Source organism: Clostridium sp. KLE 1755 (assembly GCF_000466465.2).
In the GTDB taxonomy this organism is placed as follows: domain Bacteria; phylum Bacillota; class Clostridia; order Lachnospirales; family Lachnospiraceae; genus Eisenbergiella; species Eisenbergiella porci.
In genome coordinates this window covers 1-20,998 of sequence record NZ_KE992762.1, presented here as the reverse complement: position 1 = coordinate 20,998, position 20,998 = coordinate 1, and the positions used below count along the sequence as shown (strand labels likewise).

Annotated in this window: 18 protein-coding genes; 2 read left to right on the top strand and 16 right to left on the bottom strand. The window is 51.0% G+C overall.

Features of this window, described 5'->3' with window-relative positions:
* Nucleotides 1-85: 85 nt before the first annotated feature.
* The 4 genes from HMPREF1548_RS23240 to mraZ all read right to left on the bottom strand — a co-directional run bounded on the left by HMPREF1548_RS23240 (nt 86) and on the right by mraZ (nt 4,401).
* A complete protein-coding gene (locus tag HMPREF1548_RS23240) occupies nt 86-2,377 on the bottom strand; it encodes a peptidoglycan D,D-transpeptidase FtsI family protein (protein WP_025490891.1) in 2,292 nt (763 codons plus the stop codon).
* 72 nt (nt 2,378-2,449) lie between these two features.
* Entirely contained in the window at nt 2,450-2,953 is a 504-nt protein-coding gene (locus HMPREF1548_RS23235; protein ID WP_021639105.1) for a septum formation initiator, read from the bottom strand.
* 56 nt (nt 2,954-3,009) lie between these two features.
* Nucleotides 3,010-3,945 carry a 16S rRNA (cytosine(1402)-N(4))-methyltransferase RsmH gene (gene rsmH / locus HMPREF1548_RS23230; RefSeq protein WP_021639104.1) on the bottom strand — a complete coding sequence of 312 codons (936 nt, stop codon included), beginning with the start codon at nt 3,943-3,945 and terminating at the stop codon, nt 3,010-3,012.
* Nucleotides 3,946-3,963: 18 nt separating this feature from the next.
* Nucleotides 3,964-4,401 carry a division/cell wall cluster transcriptional repressor MraZ gene (mraZ, locus tag HMPREF1548_RS23225; protein WP_021639103.1) on the bottom strand — a complete coding sequence of 146 codons (438 nt, stop codon included), beginning with the start codon at nt 4,399-4,401 and terminating at the stop codon, nt 3,964-3,966.
* 557 nt (nt 4,402-4,958) lie between these two features.
* On the opposite strand from mraZ, the gene HMPREF1548_RS23220 reads away from it, so the two are divergent.
* Both HMPREF1548_RS23220 and HMPREF1548_RS29675 read left to right on the top strand, forming a co-directional pair.
* Nucleotides 4,959-5,621, top strand: a complete 663-nt coding sequence (locus HMPREF1548_RS23220; protein WP_021639100.1) for an ATP-binding cassette domain-containing protein — start codon at nt 4,959-4,961, stop codon at nt 5,619-5,621.
* 213 nt (nt 5,622-5,834) lie between these two features.
* Nucleotides 5,835-5,984 (top strand): hypothetical protein, encoded by a 150-nt coding sequence (locus HMPREF1548_RS29675; RefSeq protein WP_157065730.1) that lies wholly within the window; start codon nt 5,835-5,837, stop codon nt 5,982-5,984.
* A 185-nt stretch (nt 5,985-6,169) separates the two neighbouring features.
* On the opposite strand, the gene ychF is transcribed toward HMPREF1548_RS29675, so the two are convergent.
* The 12 genes from ychF to HMPREF1548_RS30145 all read right to left on the bottom strand — a co-directional run.
* The gene (gene ychF / locus HMPREF1548_RS23210) at nt 6,170-7,267 is read right to left on the bottom strand and encodes a redox-regulated ATPase YchF (RefSeq protein ID WP_021639098.1); all 1,098 of its coding nucleotides are present in this window, start codon (nt 7,265-7,267) and stop codon (nt 6,170-6,172) included.
* A gap of 737 nt (nt 7,268-8,004) precedes the next feature.
* Nucleotides 8,005-8,880, bottom strand: a complete 876-nt coding sequence (rsgA, locus tag HMPREF1548_RS23205) for a ribosome small subunit-dependent GTPase A (protein ID WP_021639094.1) — start codon at nt 8,878-8,880, stop codon at nt 8,005-8,007.
* A 4-nt stretch (nt 8,881-8,884) separates the two neighbouring features.
* Nucleotides 8,885-11,008, bottom strand: coding sequence for a Stk1 family PASTA domain-containing Ser/Thr kinase (pknB, locus tag HMPREF1548_RS23200; protein WP_021639093.1), 2,124 nt, complete (start codon nt 11,006-11,008; stop codon nt 8,885-8,887).
* A 111-nt stretch (nt 11,009-11,119) separates the two neighbouring features.
* Nucleotides 11,120-11,845 (bottom strand): Stp1/IreP family PP2C-type Ser/Thr phosphatase, encoded by a 726-nt coding sequence (locus tag HMPREF1548_RS23195; protein WP_021639092.1) that lies wholly within the window; start codon nt 11,843-11,845, stop codon nt 11,120-11,122.
* Nucleotides 11,846-12,895, bottom strand: a complete 1,050-nt coding sequence (gene rlmN, locus HMPREF1548_RS23190; protein WP_502690645.1) for a dual-specificity RNA methyltransferase RlmN — start codon at nt 12,893-12,895, stop codon at nt 11,846-11,848.
* Nucleotides 12,896-12,983: 88 nt separating this feature from the next.
* Nucleotides 12,984-14,357 (bottom strand): 16S rRNA (cytosine(967)-C(5))-methyltransferase RsmB, encoded by a 1,374-nt coding sequence (rsmB, locus tag HMPREF1548_RS23185; protein WP_021639090.1) that lies wholly within the window; start codon nt 14,355-14,357, stop codon nt 12,984-12,986.
* Between the two features lie 104 nt (nt 14,358-14,461).
* Nucleotides 14,462-15,166 (bottom strand): zinc metallopeptidase, encoded by a 705-nt coding sequence (locus HMPREF1548_RS23180; RefSeq protein ID WP_021639089.1) that lies wholly within the window; start codon nt 15,164-15,166, stop codon nt 14,462-14,464.
* Nucleotides 15,160-16,092 carry a methionyl-tRNA formyltransferase gene (gene fmt / locus HMPREF1548_RS23175; protein WP_021639088.1) on the bottom strand — a complete coding sequence of 311 codons (933 nt, stop codon included), beginning with the start codon at nt 16,090-16,092 and terminating at the stop codon, nt 15,160-15,162. Before fmt ends, HMPREF1548_RS23180 begins: the two co-directional genes overlap by 7 nt.
* A 100-nt stretch (nt 16,093-16,192) precedes the next feature.
* Nucleotides 16,193-16,666, bottom strand: a complete 474-nt coding sequence (def, locus tag HMPREF1548_RS23170; protein ID WP_021639087.1) for a peptide deformylase — start codon at nt 16,664-16,666, stop codon at nt 16,193-16,195.
* Between the two features lie 32 nt (nt 16,667-16,698).
* Nucleotides 16,699-18,939, bottom strand: coding sequence for a replication restart helicase PriA (gene priA / locus HMPREF1548_RS23165; RefSeq protein WP_035323585.1), 2,241 nt, complete (start codon nt 18,937-18,939; stop codon nt 16,699-16,701).
* Nucleotides 18,940-18,950: 11 nt separating this feature from the next.
* Nucleotides 18,951-20,429 (bottom strand): UDP-N-acetylmuramoyl-L-alanyl-D-glutamate--2,6-diaminopimelate ligase, encoded by a 1,479-nt coding sequence (locus tag HMPREF1548_RS23160; protein ID WP_035323583.1) that lies wholly within the window; start codon nt 20,427-20,429, stop codon nt 18,951-18,953.
* Nucleotides 20,430-20,784: 355 nt separating this feature from the next.
* Nucleotides 20,785-20,998, bottom strand: a 214-nt coding sequence (locus tag HMPREF1548_RS30145) for a hypothetical protein (RefSeq protein WP_021639083.1), incomplete at its 5' end; no start/stop codon positions are given.

Below are 20,998 nucleotides of genomic sequence, written 5' to 3'. Positions count from 1 at the left end.
TATGTATAAAAGAGTTCCCGGCCGGGCTCCGTACTTTAAGGAAAATTTCCGCAATACCCACCCGGATATTTTCCCTGGCTCCGGCTTAAAAAGGAGAATCGCCTCCGTCCTCTCCGCCCTGGGTTCCGTCAAGCGGCAGATTAGGTTCCGGAAGATCCAGCGGTGTATCTTCATCAATGGCTTCTCCCGTAACGGGATCCACCTTGGTTCCATCAGGAAGTACTCCATATCCGGTATCCGGATCAATATCTATCTTGGGCTTGTCCGGATTATCCTGGTTTCCTCCCGTATTTTCCCCGGTGCCTTCTCCATTTTCCCCGGCCGCCGGCGTGCCGTCTCCTCCCGCATCATTGCCGCTGATATCGTTGCCGCTCACGTCATTTCCGCTCACGGAGGTCATCAGCTGCTGCTTATATGCGATCTGCTGTTCTTCCAGTTCCTTCTGCTCAGCCTCGGAAAGAGGCTCCGTCATGAAAATATCCATATAAGGAAGAACCTCTGTTAAAATGCTGCGCACAATTCTCGTGGCATACTTGGCATCGTCCTGTTTATCGGAATTGGGACGGTCCACTACCACATAGATGGCGATCTGCGGATCATCCGCAGGTGCAAAGCCAATGAAGGAAACCACGTACTGCCTGTTTCCTCTGGGCTGTGTCTCCGCCGTGCCGGTCTTTCCGCCGATGATGTAGCCGGCCGGTCTTGCCGTATGGCCGGTGCCGTGTTCCCCCATCACAACATCCACGCAGTAATCACGTATTTTGGCAGAGGTTGATTCGGATACGGTCTGCTTTAAAAGACGGGGTTCAATATTCTGCACCACCGAACCGTCCGAAGCGGTGATCTTGCTTACCATATGAGGCTCATAATAGTAGCCTCCGTTTATCAGGGAGCTGAAGCCGGCCGCCATCTGGATCATGGTCACGTTGAAGCCCTGGCCGAAGGATGCCGTTGCCAGCTCCATGGGCCCCATGGAATCCTCCGTAAATACAAGGGAGGCCGTCCTGGCTTCTCCGTACAAATCTATGTTGGTCTTCAGCCCGAAGTTAAAATCCTGCATGTATTTCAAAAATGTGGTTTTTCCAATTGTCTGCCCCATCTTCATCAGGGCCACATTACAGGAACGCTCCACCGCGCCGGCCACACTCACAATGCCGTCTCCTCCCACCCGGTAGCTGTGGCATTTGATGGGCTTCTGGCCTTCAACAACTGTCAGGCTGCCGTTGCACTGGTAGGTTTCGTTTCCTGTCATTTTGCCGCTTTCCAGTCCGGCCGCCACGGTAAAGGGCTTCATTGTGGAACCGGGCTCAAAGGTACTGGAAATACAGTAATTCTTCCACAGCGCGTTCAGCTGGCGGTACAGGGTATCCTCATCCATGGAAGCAAGTGTTTCTTCATTAATTACAGTCTCCTGGAGCTCCGCTTTTTCATTGATTACGTTCTGCCCCAGCAGCATGTCCGTATTTCTAGGTTCATTCAGATTGTAAAAAGGATAGCTGGCCATGGCCAGCACATTTCCGTTATTTACATCCATGATGATACAGCCGGTATTATAGGCGCCGTTTCCTTCTCTGGCCGCATTCTTATAGGTATCATTGTATTCCTGCAGCTTGCGCTCCACGATGCCCTGGATGTTGGCATCCAGGGTGGAAACCAGGTTATAGCCGTCCACCGCCGCCTTGGTGGTCCTCTCCAGGTTGGAATCGTCGTTCATGTAGCCGTATTCCCTGCCGTTTACCCCGCTGAGAATATCGTTATAGTATGCCTCCAGCCCGTAATTTCCCACATTGTCCTTGGTGGTAAAGCCGATGACGTCACTGGCCAGTGTATTGTTGGGATATACCCGCCGGTACTCCTCTTCAAACCAGACGCCCTGGATATACTTTCCCGTCTCTTCATTGTTTACAAGCTCCTGGAAAGGCGCGATTTCATCATAGGTCAGCTGTTTCTTCAGTATATGGTATTGGGAGGTGGGATTATCCGAACTGTATTTGCGGATTTCCGATTCATCCACGTCAAAGCACTGGGCCAGCGCCGCTATGGTGCCCTCCACATATTCTTCTTTTTCATTCATCAGCTTACAGTCCAGAATCAGGTTATACACCTTCTCACTCACTGCCAGCTTCGTTCCCTTGGAATCCAGGATTTCCCCCCGCTTGAAGGGAATCGTCCGGCTGGTATACTGCTGCTGGGAAAGGACCTGCTTTTTATACTGCTCGCCGTTGTCCCGGTTGATCAGGACCAATCTGGCGCTTAATCCTGCAAAAGCCAGTAATACCAGGAAATACAGTACTACCAGCTTCTTTTGCATTTTCGTTGTAAATCTGTTTGTATTCTGCGCTTCTTTTCTGTCGCCGTTCTGTCTGTTTCTGTCCAAACTGTCACCCACTTTTAATGTAACTGTCCTGCAGCCGCCAAATATCCCAACAACCGCAGGTTCAGCCGCAATTTAATCATCAATGTCTGCAAGCTGTCTTACATAATCGCTGCCTTCATCGGGAATCGTTACAATCTGGTCCTGATTCGGATATGTCATCCCCAGCTCCGTAATGGCGATTCTGCGGATTTCATCCAAATCAACAGAGCTTTCGATTCTGCTGTATTCTTCATCATTGGATACCTTCAGGCTGTTCAGCGTGCTTTCCATCGCCGCAATGTGCTTTACGCTTGCGGTAATCTCCGACTGCAGACGGATATATCCAATCAAAACAATGCCCGCCACAAGCAGGGAGGCGCTCAAAAACAGCACATAGCCCAGATTCATGTAAACGGCCTTGTCCCTGTTCTTCTTTACCGCATGGCTCAGCTCCTGCTTCCGGGGCTTATGTATCTCTTCAACTACGTCCAGCTTTCTTACCGTATTGCCTGCCACATATGCACTGCGGCTGTCTGATCTTCTGTATTCGCTTTTTCCAGTGCTTCTGTATTGTCTGCTTTTTCCTGTCTGTGCCATGGCAATTCTCCTTTACTCATAGCTGCGCACCGTACCGGCAGCTATGCTTTGATTAACTACTCCTTCTTTTCAAATATCCTCAGCTTTGCGCTCTTGGAACGGGAATTGGTTTCCAGCTCCTGTGCGCCGGGCAGTATGGGTTTTCTTGTGATTACCTTTCCCTGGGATTCCTTTCCGCACACACATACCGGGAAATCCGGTGGGCAGGTGCAGGGATTCTCATTTTTACGGAAGGCCGACTTCACTATGCGGTCCTCCAGGGAATGAAAGGTAATTATACAAATGCGGCCTCCCGGATTCAGCAGACCAATCAGCTCATCCAGCGAGTTCTTGAGCACGTCTAGCTCGTGGTTGCACTCAATGCGGATGGCCTGAAACGTCCGTTTGGAGGGGTGTCCTCCATTCGCCCGCATCTTTGCGGGGATTGCCGCTTTAATCAGCTCATTCAGCTCCCCGGTCGTTTCGATGGGCCTGTCCTTTCTTGCCGCCGCGATGTGCTTGGCGATGTTCTTGGCAAACTGATCCTCGCCGTAATCGCGGATGATCCGGTAAAGCTCCCGCTCCGGGTATTCATTGACAATCTCTTTTGCGGAAAGGGACTGTCTCGTATCCATTCTCATGTCCAGGGCCGTGTCGTATCTGTATGAAAAGCCCCGTTCCACATTGTCCAGCTGATAAGAGGAAACGCCCAAATCCAGTACGATTCCGTCAACGCCTTCAAGCCCCAGGCTTTTCACCACAGCCGGTGCATTGCAATAATTATCCCTGACGAGAGTCACCTTTTCCCGGAAAGGCTCCAGCCTTTCGGTGGCAGCCGCAATGGCTTCCGCGTCCTGATCGATTCCGATCAGGCGCCCTCCTGAAAGCCTTCTGCAGATTTCGCTGCTGTGTCCGCCGCCGCCAAGCGTGCCGTCCAGGTAAATCCCGTCAGGTTTTATCTTCAGTCCTTCTATTGTCTCGTCCAAAAGTACAGACTTGTGTGCAAACTCCATTCCGCCGTCACCTTTCCGTTATATGCCAAGCCCCAGATCTGCCATACGTTCCGCAATGTCTTCCATTGCCTCGTCCTCATCCTCTGTGATACCTTCCCATCTTGCTTTGCTCCAGATCTCAATGCGGCTGGCCACGCCGACCAGTACCACATCCTTTTCCAGCTCCGCAAAATCGCGCAGATTCCCGGGAACCAGTATCCTCCCCTGCTTGTCCACTTCCACCTGGGCAGCGCCCGCAAGGAAAAACCTGACAAACTGACGGTTATCCTTCTTATTCAGAGGCAAAGCCTTCAGCTTCTCCTCAAAGGCGTTCCATTCCTGATTGTCATACACAAATAAGCAGCCGTCCAAACCTTTCGTAATTACGAATTCCTCACCCAAGCTCTCGCGGAATTTTGAAGGTATGATCAGCCTGCCTTTCGCATCAATTGTATGATTGTACTCTCCCATGAACATGACAATCACCGCCTTAAAAGTGGCCTGTCACGGAAAACACTGCCGAAGCTGCCTCCCTGCATGTATCAGTTCTGAATAAAAGCGGTGCCGCATTTTCTTATAGTCTGCGCGGCAGATATGCAATCCTGCCCCGCCTGTGCGGATAACTCACCACTTCCTACCACTTCGTACCACTTTCCACCACTTTAAATATGATTTTAGTATAACTTAAGGTATTTTGCAAGCAAAATCAACCCCTTCCCCTAAAAAAGTACGTCTTGCCGAACCCACAAAAAACTGCATTTTACACTGTTTTCCACATGTTGTGTTTTGTTTTTGTACCATATACAATATATTGGTTTTTCTTTCTCCTGACGCTTTCCCTTTTACCATAATTTACCACAGTGGGGCGTCATCCCATATTTTTTACTGTTTTCCATAAAAAAGTGGGCCGGGTGGTTCAAAGCTGTATGAACCGGGATGAAAAAGGGCTGTTTTTATTTTCGTCTTATGGATTGGCATGGCCTCCGGCTATATATATGCTGTATATATCAATATAAACAGTTGGGAGGAGAGCCATGGAGCCATTATTGGAGGTCAGCGGATTGGAAAAACGCCTGGGGACACTGCATCTGAATCAGATTTCCTTCCGGGTGGAGCCCGGCCACATCGCAGGGCTGGTAGGCGTCAATGGAGCCGGGAAAACCACTTTACTCCACACCATCCTGAATCTGTATGATAAGAACGGCGGCCAGGTAACCGTTTGCGGTTATGATATGGATACTCAGGAAAGGGAAGCCAAGGACCGGCCGGGACTGGTCCTGGATGAGATGATGTATGAGAAGGGGCTGTCAGGGCTGGAAAATGCCCGGCTATATGGCAGGCTGTATCATCATTTTAACGAATCGCTGTTTCTGGAGCTGTGCGAAAGATTTGAGCTGCCGCCGAACCGGAAGCTCGGCCTGCTCTCCACGGGATTTAAGATGCGGTTTCAGTTTGCTTTTGCCCTGTCCCACAATGCCCGCCTTTTTCTGATGGATGAGCCGGCATCTTCTGTTCGTACGCTGGACGCCGCGGACACAGCGGCTGCCGTGCAGAAAATCGGCTTCGTGTCGGAGGAGCGGCAGTTTTTCTGGGAGATGGATGCCCTGGAAAATGGCGCCGGTGCCGAAATAGAAGCCCTGCTCACAGGGAAATTCCGCATCCGAGATCTGTTGGAGAAATATGGAGAAACGGTTTGAAGGCAGCATTTCAGTTCTCAGGATCTGCACCTTAGAAGGGCGCTTTCAAACTATTAATTAATGCAGTATCGCAGGCATATCTGTGTACACAGGAGGTATAAGCATGACATTTCAGGAGCTGGAAAAAGAACGGATGAAAAAACGAAATTCGCCCTGCGCAAATGGCTGCTGCTTTTTTGCTGGTGCATACTCATTTATTTTCTGGAAATGCTGATGTACAATATCCCTCTGAACTGGGGAAGTTTTCTTATAGAGTCTGCTGCCGCACTGCTTCTGATGGCTGCGGAACAGGGGCTGTGCATTCTCCTTGCCGCAACGCAGGACTGGTGGAGACGGAGGATGGGAACAACGGTGGAAGGCTGAGGAGGCATTCCAAGTGTAGAAGTATATATGACGAAGATGATCGCCAAAAGCGCCTCCCGTTTCCGGGCGGCGCTTTTAATATAATAACCGTTCTGATGGCTGTAACAGCTCCGATTACTGAACTGTTAATGTTTTATACTTTCATTCGTTTTTTATTTCCCGGCCGTTTTCTCCAGCTGATTATCTTATACATTGAAGCGGAACAGAATCGTATCCCCATCCTGTACCACATAATCCTTGCCTTCCATGCGGACCAGGCCTTTTTCCCTGGCCGCTGCCAGAGAGCCCTGCTCTAAAAGATCCTTGTAATTTACCACCTCGGCCTTGATAAAACCTCTTTCAAAATCGGTATGTATCTTACCCGCTGCCTGAGGTGCTTTCGTACCGATTTTAATCGTCCAGGCCCTTGTCTCATCCTCACCGGAGGTCAGGAAGCTGATGAGTCCCAGAAGATGATAGCTCGCCTTAACCAGCTTGTCCAGACCGGATTCCTTCAGGCCCAAATCCTCCAGGAACATCTCCTTTTCGTCATCCTCCAGTTCGGAGATCTCCTCTTCTATCTGTGCGCAGATAACGAAAACCTCGCTTCCGCTTTCTGCCGCATATTTCCTCACCTCAGCCACGCCGGCATTCTGTGCGCCGTCATCTGCCAGGTCCTCCTCGGAAACATTGGCCGCATAAATAACCGGTTTGGCAGTAAGCAGATTCAGGGAGGCAAAAATCACCTCTTCGTCCTCATCCTCCGGCTGGAAGGCCATCGCCAGCTTTCCATCCTCCAGCAGAGCCTTCACCCGTTCCAGAAGCGCCGCTTCCTTGGCAGCCGTTTTATCCATTCTGGCCTGCTTGCCTACTTTGGCAATTCTTCTTTCCAGAATTTCAATATCAGAAAAAATCAGTTCCAGATTAATCGTCTCAATATCGCGCAGAGGATTGATGGTCCCATCTACATGGACTACGTTGGGATCCTCAAAGCAGCGCACCACATGAACAATAGCGTCCACTTCCCTGATGTTACTGAGGAACTGATTTCCCAATCCCTCCCCTTTGGAGGCACCCTTTACCAGACCGGCGATGTCCACGAATTCAATCACTGCAGGAGTCACTTTTTTGGAATGATACATATCTCCCAGCAGCTTCAGCCGCTCATCAGGCACCGTTACGATTCCTACATTGGGATCAATGGTACAGAAGGGATAATTGGCCGATTCCGCACCAGCCTTGGTCAGGGAATTGAACAACGTACTTTTTCCTACATTGGGAAGTCCTACAATACCTAATTTCATTTTTACTTATACCTGTCTGGAAAACCTTGCTTTTCAAGGGTTCCTGCCTTTCACTATTCTCAACACTCTTTTTGTCGTATACATTAGATACCTCAGCATAAGATTATACCACATAGTCCGTTTTTTTGAAATAACTATTTTTCGCCCGGTAACGTTTTTATTATTGAATATCTGTCTGCTGTCTGATATAATCTTCTCGTATAATTAAAAAGAAAGCGGATGCGATTTTCCGATGTCAGATGCCCTCTAATCTTAAAGGAGGGATGCCCTATGAACACAATAGAAGTTCTTACACTTTTACTTGTTGTTTTCGCGGCTTTGTCTTACATAGACAATCATATTGACAAAAAGAAATAGCATCCTCACCCTCAGAAAGTAAGATGCTATTTCTTTAATAAATTATTAAACTACTGAGGGCAATCGGAACTTCGTTTCCGACCACCTTTCTGAGTAAATTATACATTAGGGCGCTTGAGAAATCAAGCGCCCTTTTTCATTTTTTTATGAAAACGATAACAGTCCGTTACTGTTCACACAGTACTGTGCATTTACTGCACAGTACGTAAGAAAGTGATTCAAGAGTGCATAAATCCCATTGCCGCAGGCAATTTTTAGTGGATTTATGCAGTTACTGGTCACGGAGTGAACAGTAACAACAGTCCAGAAAGGTTTTCCCATTCACTGCGCAAACCGTGAGACACCGATGTGGCAGAAGACATCCGCCACATCGTCGTACCTCAATATTTCCTGTGCCCCTTCAACTCTTCATAGAGCTGGCAGTAATTTTCATATCTGCTTGCGCTGATCTCTCCCCGCTCCAGGGCCCGTTTCACGCCGCAGTCGCGCTCCTTTACGTGGGCGCAGCCTGCAAAGCGGCATTCCGGCTCCCAGGGGGCAAAATCCGGGAAATAATCCTGCAGCTCTTCCTTCTCCATTCCATAAAGCTCAATCGAACTGAACCCGGGGGTATCCACGATATAAGTTCCCTCACTGACGCAGATCAGCTCGGAATGTCTGGTGGTGTGCTTTCCTCTTTCGATTTTGCTGCTGATCTCGCCCGTTTCCATGGAAGTATGGCTCTGCAGGCAATTGATCAGTGAGGATTTCCCCACACCGGAGGGCCCGGCCACCGTGGTTGTACGGCCCGAAAGGACCTTCCGAAGCTCCAAAAGCCCCTCCTCCTGTCTGGCGCTTGTAAACAGCACCGGATACCCCGTATTCCTGTAGCTTTCCCGAAGCCTGTCCTTTGTCTGTTCATCCACCAAATCCTGCTTATTGAAGCAGACACAGCAGTTTACCCGCTGCTGCTCCATGGTAACCAGAAACCGGTCCAGCAGGTTCAGGTTCGGGGCCGGGCTGGCCGCCGCCATAATGACCAGCGCCAGATCCACATTCGCCACCGCAGGGCGGATGAGTTCATTCGTCCTGGGCAAAATAGCGCTGATATTAGCGGTCAGCGAGACCTCATCCAGAATATCTATTTCCACATAATCCCCCGGAAGGGGTTTTTTCTTATCCTTCCGGAAAATCCCTTTGGCCTTGCATTCATAAATCCTGCTGCCGGTCTGCACATAATAAAAACCGGCGATTCCTCTGACTATTCTTCCCCTCATGCACTTAAGATTCTTTCCTGATAAACTGCAGCGGCCTCTGGATTGTTCTCTCCTCCACGCCGCCGGGCACGACTTTGGTTTCTCCTGTGGCAGGATCCGTTGTTGTTACGGACTCCAGGGTGACGTTATAAATTATGGTAAGCACTCCCGTGCTCTCATCCTTGATATCAAACAGATTCAAAGGAGTGGGGAAGGATGCGACGGAGAGCCTTGACAGTTCCTTGCCGGACGCAGTGGTCACAACAAGCACGCAGGGCGTCCCTTCCACATACTGAGGGTCCTCCAGCGCAGGGCTTTCTATATTCTCCGCAAACATATAGGTCGCTTCCGGTCCCTTGCTCACATAAATATCTATCGCAGTCCCCGGCTCCACCTCCGTTCCCACGGAATAACTCAGCCTGATGATTTTGCCTATCATCGTCTCATCATCATCATTGACCTCCGTTACGTTCCGTACCGTCAGACCGGCAGCCTCCAGCGTACTCTTCCCTTCATCAGGCAGCATGCCAAGCACATCCGGCACCTGCACCTTGCTTTCCTGCGGTCCCTGGCTGATGGTTATTGTTACCGTACTGCCTCTTTCCGCACTCGTTCCGGCTTCCGGCTTCTGGCTCATAACATTGCCCTTTGGTACAGTATCGGAATAGCCCTCTTTCTTTTCCGTTGAAAAGCCTTCTCCCTCCAGCGAAGCAACAGCCTCCGCCAGCGTTTTATTATATATATCAGGCACAATGACACCGGACTGTGAGCCGCTTACCTTAAGCACTACCTTAGCCCCGGCTTCCAGCTGGGTCCCCTTTTTCACATCTGAACCGATTACCGTGCCTTCCGCGACGCTGTCGTCCTGAACATACTCCACCGTGGGATCCAGGCCCATTTTGACAAGCTTCTGCTTCGCCTCGTCTTCCTGCATTCCGGCCACTTCGATCATTTTTATAACGCCGTCTTTTTCCGGGGAAGAAAAATCAAAGATTCCAATAGCCCTTCCCACCAGGAAAATCACCACGCAGCCGATAAGGATAGCGCCGATGACCGCCAGCACTGTGGTCACCTTTTCCATACGGGATTCATATTCCTCTTCCTCATCATCGTCCTCAGGCTCCGGTTCATAAGAGGAGACCGGCTTCTTTTTCCCGCTGCCGCCTTTGTTCGATACAGGGGCCGGCCTGGCGGAATTCTTTTTCAGACGGATTTCCTCCGTATGTGACGGTTTCTTGGACTGCTTTTTAATCTGATCCATATCATCCCTGGAGATCATACGCGTCGCCGCATTGGCCTCGGGATCGATCACCCGGACAAAATCCTCGTCCGGCGAAATCAGGGATTTTTTTAAATCCTCAATAAGAGCGCTCATGGACTGGTATCTGCGGTCCGGGCTCTTCTGGGTGCATTTGAGCACGATCTGTTCCACGCTTACAGGGATCTCCGGTACGAAATCCCTGGGCGAGGGCATGGGCTCCTGTATATGTTTAATGGCGATTGCCACCGTTGTGTCCCCGTTAAAAGGTACGCGTCCCGTGAGCATTTCAAATAAAGTGATACCCATGGAATAGATATCGCTCTTCTCATCACTGTAGCCGCCCCTTGCCTGCTCCGGCGAGGTATAGTGGACGCTTCCCATGACATTGGAAGTGATGGTATTGCTGGTTGCCGCCTTTGCAATACCGAAATCTGTAACTTTTACTTTTCCCTCTTTTGAAATAATGATGTTCTGAGGCTTGATGTCCCTGTGAATGATATGGTTATTGTGGGCTGCCTCGATGCCCATACACGCCTGAATGGCTATACTGACTGCTTCTTTTACGGAAAGACGCGCTTTTTTCTCAATATATTTCTTAAGGGTAATTCCTTCCACCAGTTCCATTACAATAAAATGGATGCCGTTGTCCTCACCCACATCATATACGTTTACGATATTGGGATGCATCAGGCTCGCAGCAGCCTGGGCCTCCACTCTGAACTTCGATACGAAGTTTGAATTTTCACTGAATTCCTGTTTTAAAACCTTCACAGCCACATATCGGTTCAGCTTATGGCATTTGGCTTTATACACATCCGACATGCCGCCGGTGCCTATCTTTTCCAGGATTTCATATCTCTCTCCCAGTATCATTCCAATTTTAATCATTCCAGTCCTCCTGCCTGCCCGGAAAATCCCGTTTCCCCGGCAGGTAAAATACATTGCCCGGACAGGGCCAACCTGCTAATGTCCGCCGGGCCCGCGTGTTTCCGCCGCTTTTTATAAAAACGGATCGATCACGATTACCGCAATATTATCCCTGCCGCCACTGTCATTGGCCGCCTGCACCAAAGCCACGGCCTTATCCTGGAGACTGCCTTCGCCGGCAAGGATCCGGTAGATTTCCGCATCCTCCAGCATATCCGTCAGTCCGTCGGAGCACAGCAGGACAATATTTCCGGGTTCCAGGGTTCTTCGGAAGCAGTCCACACGCAGATACCGCTCCAGCCCCACCGCCCGCGTAATTATATTTTTATTCGGATGGCTCCTGGCTTCTTCTTTATTGATGCCGCCTACCCGGACCATCTCCTGCACAAGGGAATGGTCCTCGGTAATCTGCTCAATTCCGCCGTTCACCACATAGAGCCTGCTGTCGCCCACGTTGGCTGTATGGAGTTCTTTCCCATCCCAGCAGGCGGCAACTACAGTGGTTCCCATACCGGAAAGGCGCTCATCCTCCCCGGCCCGCCTTTCAATCACTTCATTTGCCTTCTGAATGGCTTCCGTAAGAATCTCCTCCGGGTCGCTGCTTTCCGACTCACGGATGCCCTCCAGTATGGTTTCCACCGCACAGCTGGAAGCATAGCCGCCCGCCTTATGGCCGCCCATACCGTCCGCCACCAGAAAAATATTCGGCAGGTTCCCGACAGGTTCCAGGGAGGCATAAATATGATCCTGATTCAGTTGTCTTTTCTTACCGATATCGGTGATAGAAAACGCCTTCACTTAAACTTCCCTCTCCTTATCACCAGACATATGACGCCGCCGCAGCTGGCCGCAGGCACCGTCAATATCTCTGCCCATTTCCCTTCTAATAGTAACATTAATTTTGTTTTTTTCAAGTTTATTTTTAAAGGCAAGGATTTCAGACTGCCCGGACTGCCTGTAATCCCGCTCCTTTATGGGGTTTACAGGGATGAGGTTCACGTGGGCATTAAGGCGGCCTGCCAGCGCGGACAGCTGGGCTGCGTCCTCCAGCGAATCGTTCACACCGCCTACCAGACTGTACTCAAAGGTAATCCTTCTGCCTGTTTTTTCAAAATAGTATGCGCAGGCCTCCATCAATTCATCCAGATGCCAGGTATTGGCTATCGGCATAAGCTTTCTGCGCTTTTCATCCGTGGTGGCATGCAGGGAAAGCGCCAGGGTAATCTGCAGCTTTTCCTCCGCCAGCTCTTTCATCTTCGGCACAATGCCGCAGGTGGAAACGGTGATGTTGCGCTGGCTGATATGGAGCCCGTGCTCCTCTGTAAGTATACGGATGAAGGTGAGCAGGTTGTCGTAATTATCCATCGGTTCCCCGGTACCCATGACCACCACATTGGAAACCCGTTCCCCTGTCAGCCTGCTGATGGTGTAAATCTGATCCAGCATTTCCGAAGGAAGCAGGTTTCTTTCCCAGCCATCCAATGTGGAAGCACAGAAGCGGCAGCCCATTTTACAGCCCACCTGGGAAGAAATACACACCGAATTCCCATGTTTATATTTCATCCATACGCTTTCCACCACATTTCCGTCAGCCAGGCCGAACAGGAATTTCTTTGTGCCGTCCAGCCGGGATTCCTGAACCTCGATGGGCAGCAGGCTGGTGTAGGGGTAATTTTCCTTCAGCTTACTGCGCAAAGACAGAGGCAGGTTGGTCATTTCATCATAACCTGCAGCCAGCTTGCAGTGCATCCAGTCATACAGCTGGGCTGCGCGGAAGCTTTTCTCTCCAACCTGCTCCAATTCCTTTTTCAGTTCCGTAAGCGTCATGGATTTGATATCTGTCCGTATGTTCAATGTTTCCACCGATTCCTTTGTTTTTACTCATTTATTTCTGCGGCCTGCACATCAGATGTGCACAGCCGTCAAAAAACGCTCCTTACTCTTTCCTGACAAAGCATGCGATAAAAAAACCGTCCGCCGCATGGATTCCCGGAAGAAGCTGACACATTCCCGCTTCCGTTTCCGCATTCCGGCATGCTTCCGGCAGCCCGTTGTTAAGGCTCTGCAGGGTAAAGGGAAAATGGGAAGCAAACCAGGCCGTCTGTTCTTCATTTTCCGCCTTATTAATAGTACATGTGCTGTAAACCAGCCGCCCGCCGGGTTTAACATACATGGCAGCATTGGCCAGGATACGCCTTTGCAGTGCCGCAACCTCCTGCAGGCTCTCCGGCGTCACCCGGTATTTGATATCCGGTTTTCTGCCGATAACTCCTAGCCCGGAGCAAGGCAGATCCGCCAGCACCACATCCGCTTTTTCCTTCATGCTCTCATCCGGCACCGTGGCGTCCCAAATACGGACCTCCAGGTTTTCAAGCCCCATCCTGCGGGCATTCTCCTGAATTAGTCCCGCTTTATAACCGGAAATATCCCGCGCCTGTACGCGTCCTGAGCCATACAGTCTGTCTGCCGCATGGATGGCCTTTCCGCCCGGCGCGGCACACACATCCAGCAGGAATTGCGTGCTGTCCCGTCCGGCAAGGGCGCATTCCGTCACCAGCATACTGCTCACGTCCTGTACGGCAAACTGCCCCTTATCAAAGCCCGGAAGCGAAGCAATCCCTTCAGTTTTGCCCAGGGTATAGGCATAGTCCAGGTAGGGATGCACCACAGGATGCGCGCCGCATTCCTCCAGCGCCGTAAGCAGGGCCTCTTTTTCCTGCGCGGAAATCCGTTGCGAAAGCCGTATGGTCACAGGCCGCGGCTCTAAAAGCGCCTGCAGCATACGTTCCGTGACTTTCCCGCCATAATCGGCCAGCCACATCCGCACGATCCATTCCGGCATGGAATACATCACGGAAAAATACTTGACAGCCTCCCTTTCCCGATCCGGCCACGCCAGCGTATCCTTTCCGCGGGAAATGCTACGCAGGACGCCGTTGACAAAACCTTTCAGCTGATGGAAATGCCTGCTCTCCGCAAGCTTTACCGCCTCATTGCAGGCAGCGGAATCAGGAATATTATCCATAAAAAGAATCTGGTAGGCGCCCATTCTGAGAAGGCAGCGGATCAGCGGCTTACATTTGTTTACGGGTGTCTTTGAAAACTGCCCCAGCACATAATCCAGCTGGATGCGCCGCTCCAAAACACCCTCCGTAAGACGCTTGATAAAGGCTTTGTCCCTGCCGTCCAGATAATCGTATTTATCCAGTACATTTTTCAACAGAAGATTACCATATTCGCCGCCTCTCTCAAGCTCCAGAAGCATATCCAGCACAAGGCCTCTTGTATTGACTCCATTTTCCGTTTTCATCCGTATTCCAATCCTCTCCTGTGAAGGCTCCGCAAAGCCTCCCCGGCGTTTCCCCGTTACCGGCCATAAGGGAACCGGAACGTCCTGAACAATTACTATTTATCTTAATCCCGGTCTCTTCTTCCGCCGGACAGAAGCAAAAGCCTCAGCAGCTGCAGGATGGAAGAAGCCGCTGCCGCAACATAGGTAAGCGCTGCCGCGCCCAGCACCTTTCTGCAGTATCCCGTCTCCTCCTCCGTCAGGATATTATATCCCTGAAGCATTTTCAGTGCCCGTCCCGAGGCATTGAATTCCACGGGCAGCGTCACTATCTGGAACAAAACAGAAGCCGCAAAAATCCAGATTCCTATCTGGATAAACGTATAGCTCAGTCCAAATACCAGGCCTAAAACCACGATAGGCAGACCCAGCATGGATCCGAAGTTGGCTACCGGCACAAGTGCGCCCCTGATTTTCAGCGGCACATAACCTTCCTTATGCTGCACCGCATGGCCGCATTCGTGAGCCGCCACGCCGATTGCCGCCACGCTTCCGGAGGCATAGGTGGAATCCGAAAGCCGCAGCACTCTTGTCCTGGGGTCATAATGATCGGTCAGGCTTCCGCTGACGTGTTCCACCTGCACATCTCCCAGACCGTTGTAGTTCAGTATCATCCTGGCCGCTTCCGCACCCGTCATTCCGGTCATGCTGCGCACCCTGGAATATTTGCTGAACGTATTGTTGACTCTGGCGCTTGCCCAGATAGAGAGCACAGCGCCGATAATCACCAGAAAATAAGTTGGATCAAAATAATAACCATATCCTAACATCCCAGCATTTCTCCTTTTTCTATTCTGCAGCCCAGAAGGAAATCCCTTACCAGCATGCGTTTCTTCCCTTCCAGCTGCAGCTGCGTTACCTTAAGGACGCCATTTCCCGTATTGATATATACGGCGTCCTTTTCTGTCCTTTGAATGCTTCCCGGTTCCCCGTCCGCACTTTCCTGCACAGGGAAGGCTTCCCATATTTTAAGCGTTTTTCCCTTATAGAAAGTATACGCACTGGGCCAGGGATTTAATCCACGAATCAGCCGGTCTATTTCCTCAGCCGATCTGGAAAAATCAATTTTGCCCATATTTTTGTCGATCATGCCCACATGGCAGCTTAAGGAATCGTCCTGGGGAGTCGGCGTGACCTCTCCCTTTTCTATCGCGGCAAGCGCAGGGATAATCATCTGTGCTCCCGCCTGCGCCAGCTTGTCGCTAAGACTCGCATAGGTGTCAGAGGGCGCGATTTCCACCTCTGATTTCATAAGCATGTCGCCTGTGTCCACGCCCGCATCCATCTGCATGATGGTTACTCCGGTCATCTTGTCCCCATTGATGAGCGCCCACTGGATCGGCGACGAGCCGCGGTATCTGGGCAGCAGGGAGGCATGAATATTCACGCACCCGAAACGTGGCATGTCCAATATTTCCTGAGAAAGGATCTGTCCGAAAGCGGCCACGACAAAAATGTCCGCTTCATAGGTTTTCAGCTGCTCCACTGCCTCCGGCCTTTTGATTCTAACCGGCTGAAAAACGGGTAATCCCCGGGAAACAGCAAACTCCTTGACAGGGCTCATCTGCAGCTTACCGCCTCTTCCCTTAGGCTTATCCGGCTGTGTCACCACAGCGGTTATCTCATGTCCGGCCTTCCATATCGCTTCCAATGCTCCCACGGAAAAATCGGGAGTTCCCATAAATACTACTTTCATGATGCCTGCCTTTCCTGATCTGTGAACCGTGGTAACTGTGAGGGTGCCCAACAGTTACGAACCATAATTTAACAAAAACCCGAAAATGTCTCCGCGGCCCCTATTCTTCCACTTCTTCCACATCCGTAAGCTCACCCTCCACCTTCTCCACATACATGTGGCCGTCCAGATGGTCGATTTCATGGCAGAAGGCTCTGGCAAGCAGCTCTGTACCTTCCATTTCAAAGGGCTTCATGTTTCTGTCGTAAGCCCTTACCTTCACATAGTTGGGCCTGGTTACCGTACCGCTTTTCCCCGGCAGGCTAAGACAGCCTTCCCCGCCGGTCTGCTCTCCGCTTGTTTCCAGAATGCGGGGATTGATGAGTACAATCGGATCCTCTCCCGTAACATCGATTACAACGATTCTTTTGAGAATGCCTACCTGCGGCGCCGCAAGACCCACACCGTTGGCATCATACATCGTTTCCAGCATATCGTCAATCAGCTCCTGCGTCCGGGGCGTCACCTCCTTCACTTCCTTGCAGACCTTTTCAAGAATCGGATCTCCCATAATTCTTATATTCCTGATAGCCATTTTTCTTTTCCACCTTTCTTCTTTTGCTATAATTAAAAGGATGACATGGGATCGAAATCGAACTGCACACTCTCGTCCTTCCGATCCTCTTCCTTCAAAAAATGCTCCATTCTGTTCTTCAGACGGATTAAAACCTCATAATCCGGATTTTTCACATAAAGCACATAACGGAAAATATCATTAATTCTGCCGATAAATGCCGGCGCGGGACCGATAATGATCGTTTTCTCCTCCCGTCCCTCCGGCGCGCCCTCACAGAGCCGCTTCAATTGCCCCGCCAGCACTTCGCCGCCTTCCTGGGCAGCGGAGGTTACCTGCACCGCCAGGATATGAGAAACCGGCGGATAGGAAAGCAGCTGCCGGTAAAGAATTTCCTCTTCATAAAAGCCTTCATAATCCTGCGCCGCCGCATGCAGAATGCTGTAATGCTCCGGCTGATAGGTCTGTATGACCACCTCTCCCGGCCTGGTTCCCCTGCCTGCCCTTCCCGCCGCCTGGGTCAGCAGCTGAAAGGTCCGCTCCCCCGCGCGGTAATCATTCACGGAAAGCGACATATCCGCCGCCAGAATTCCCATAAGCGTCACATTGGGGAAATCATGCCCCTTGACAATCATCTGTGTTCCCACCAGGATATCGGCTTCTCCCGCGGAAAATGCGGACAGGATTTTTTCATAGCTGTCCTTTGTTTTCGTGGTATCCGCATCCATGCGGAGGACTTTTTTGTCCGGATACAGCTTATGCAGCTGTTCCTCGATTTGCTCCGTACCGGCCCGAAAACCCAGTATATATTTGGAACCGCATTCCGGACACAGCTTCACGGCAGGCTGGGTGAAGCCGCAGTAATGGCAGACCAGCGTCCCGTTTCTGTGCTCGGACAAAGAAACGTCACAATGGGGACATTTCATCACATGCCCGCACATCCGGCAGGATACAAAACCGGCGTAACCCCTACGGTTCAAAAAGAGCATGCTCTGCTCTCCCCTTCCCAGCCGGTCCTCCAGAAGTTCCTGCAGCCTTTTGGAAAAAATGGAACGGTTGCCGTTTTTAAGCTCCTGCCTTAAATCCTCCACATACACGGTGGGGAGCACGCCTCCCGTGAGACGTTCATTTAGGGTAAACAGCCTGTATTTTCCCTGCTTTGCCCGGTAGAAGCTCTCCAGCGAGGGCGTTGCGGAGCCTAAAAAAACGCTTGCCCCATGAAGCACCGCAAGCTCCTCCGCCGTTTCCCTGGCATGGTATTTCGGCATGGTTTCGCTTTTATAGCTGTTTTCATGCTCTTCATCTATAATAATGATCCCGATATCCGGGAACGGTGTAAACAACGCGGAACGGGGACCGATGATCACATCAATTTCCCCTTTTCTGGCCCGCTCGCACTGATCATATTTTTCCCCGGGGGACAGCGTGGAATTCATCACGGACACACGATCCCCGAATCTTTTATAAAAACGGAGCACTGTCTGGTAGGTCAGCGCTATTTCCGGAATCAGCATAACGGCCTGGCGGCCCCTCTGAATCATCTGCGCTATCAGCTCCATGTAGACCTCCGTTTTCCCGCTTCCGGTGATTCCCCGGAGCAGATAGGTCTGCCGGATGCCGTCGTCATAATCCTTCAGCACGCTGTCCACAACGAACTGCTGCCGTTCACTCAGGTGGTGGCCGGCCTCCCGCTGCGCATCCAGCTTTACCGGATTCCGGTAATAGGGCACGCTGTTAATGTCAATCAGCCCTGCCTCCTGAAGACTGCGGAAGGTGGCGGGAGAAATATTCAGCTTCCTCGCCACCAGCGTCTGGGGCAGCCGTTCCTCCGCTATCAGCTCCCGCAGGACGCGGGCCTTGGCTCCCTGATGCTTCCTTTCACATTGAAGCATCTCCGCCCGGGCTTCCTCTTTCCCCACCCGGAGGCAGATTTCCTTTTTTTCCTGCTGCTTCAGCTTCTGGCGCACCGGCAAAACCGTTTTCAGCGCGTTAATCATGGTGGAACCGTAATGCTCCTTCATCCAGAAGGCCAGGCGGATCAGCCTGCTTTCCACCTGAACTCCTTCTTCAATTACAGAGTCAATTTCCTTCAGCCGTGAAACGTCAAATTCCGGCTCATCCGTTATTTCTATAATATAGCCTGTGCGCAGCTTATTGCCGCTGCCGAAGGGTATTCTGACCTTCATCCCCGGCTCCGGAAGCCCCAGCAGCGCCTCCGGAATACGGTACTGAAACGGGCGATCCACTTTTTCATGGGAAATATCCACTATAATATTTGCAAATCTGCCCTGCATGTATCCCTCCATCAGAAGGAAATCCCTCTCTCCTTCAGTATCTGCGCAATCAGCACTCTTTCATCCATGGGGTGCTTCACTCCCCGGATCTCCTGATAATCCTCATGCCCCTTGCCTGCCAGCACGATAATATCTCCCGGCTGTCCGTTGTCAATCGCATAGGCAATCGCTTCTTTTCTGTCACAAATTTCGATATACTTCCCATCCGTTTTGGCAATTCCCGTCTTGATATCGTCAATGATAGCCTGAGGCTCCTCAAAACGGGGATTATCTGAGGTAATTACGGTTAAATCCGCCAGTCTCCCACTCACCTCCCCCATTTCATAACGGCGCAGCCTGGAACGGTTGCCTCCGCAGCCGAATACACATACCAGCCTGCCGTGGTCATACTCCTTCAGCGTGGTGAGCAGGCTTTCCAGCGCCATGGCATTATGGGCGTAATCAATCAGCAGGGTAAATTCATCCGATACCTTCACCAGCTCAATCCTGCCCTTTACACGCGCTTCCCGCAGCGCCTTCTTCACCGCCTCCACAGGGACGCCGAAATGACGGCAGATAGCGATGGCCGTCAGCGCATTATATACGCTGAACCGTCCCGGCATAGCTATCTCAGCGTCAAAATCCATAAGCCCCTTAACCTGAAACGCCACGCCCAGATGCCCGTTCCTGTTGGTCAGCCGCATTCCTTCAGCCCGCAGATCCGCCTCTTCAGACAGCCCGTAGGTTTCCAGCCTGCACGTATGCCCTTCCATAACCTGCTCCCAATGACTGTCGTCCCGGTTGGCAATTCCCACGCGGCACTGCCTGAAAAGCATTCCCTTGCAGCGCATATATTCTTCAAAGCTGCCATGCTCATTAGGCCCGATATGATCCGGCTCTATATTGGTAAAAATACCGAAGTCAAATACAAATCCCTGGCTTCTGTGCTGCATCAGCGCCTGGGAAGAAACCTCCATCACCACCGCATCACAGCCGGCCTCAGCCATCTGCGCCAGATAGCTCTGCAGAATATAGGACTCCGGCGTGGTATTCTCAGCAGGAATATGCTTATCGCCGATAATTGCTTCTATTGTACCGATAAGCCCCACCTTAAGGCCGGTATTCTCCAGAATCGACTTTACCAGATAAGCTGAGGTCGTCTTTCCCTTCGTCCCGGTAATCCCGATAGTCTTCATCTTCTCTGCCGGATGCCCGAACCAGGCCGCCGAAATAAACGCCATGGCATACCGCGTGCTCTCCACCTGCACAATGGCCACCTGCGCATCCTCCGGCACCTTAACAGGCCTCTGCACCACAAGAGCCGCAGCTCCCTGCTCTACTGCCTGCGCCGCTGCGCTGTGCCCGTCAAAATTAGCTCCTTCTATACAAATAAACAGACATCCCTTTGTAATTTTCCTGGAGTCATAAACCACATCGGTAATATCCAGCTCCAGCCGGCCTCTTACCACCGTGACATCCAGATTCTCAAGTAATGTTTTTAAAGTTGCCATATCATTTCCTCTTTTCTTTTTGAAAAATGGATATTTAAGCGTAATACTTACATAAGAATAGCACAAAAGGATCCCATTTTCAACCAAGGATGTGCTCCGCGCCATGGCCTCCCCTCGCCATGGTTATATATTTTAACCCTGTTATCAGTAGTTTTTGCAGTTCTTTATATTCAGGCAAACAAAAGGTCAAAAAAAGAAACAGCATCCCTACCCGCATGTCACGCAGAGTCTGGATGCTGCTCTTTATAGTTTTTTAAATGTAAATCGCCTGCACCTCGTTCACGGCTGCGCTCCTTTGAGCCTGATATCCCGCATCCTGCAGGAAACATCAGCTTCCACCACACACTGCGGCGGCTTATTTTACGGGTTCAGAACCATTTTTTCTTTCCAGTTCTTCTATCCGCTTCATAGCCTTATCAAGCGCGGCAGCCTGAGCGGCAATCAGCTCCTGCAGCTTATTATTTTCTTCTTTGTTTCTTTTCTGCTCTTCTTCGTGTCTTTTCTTCTCTTCTTCCAAGGCAGCAGACTGTGCATCTATCGTTGCCTGCATCTCGTCAATCATATACTGC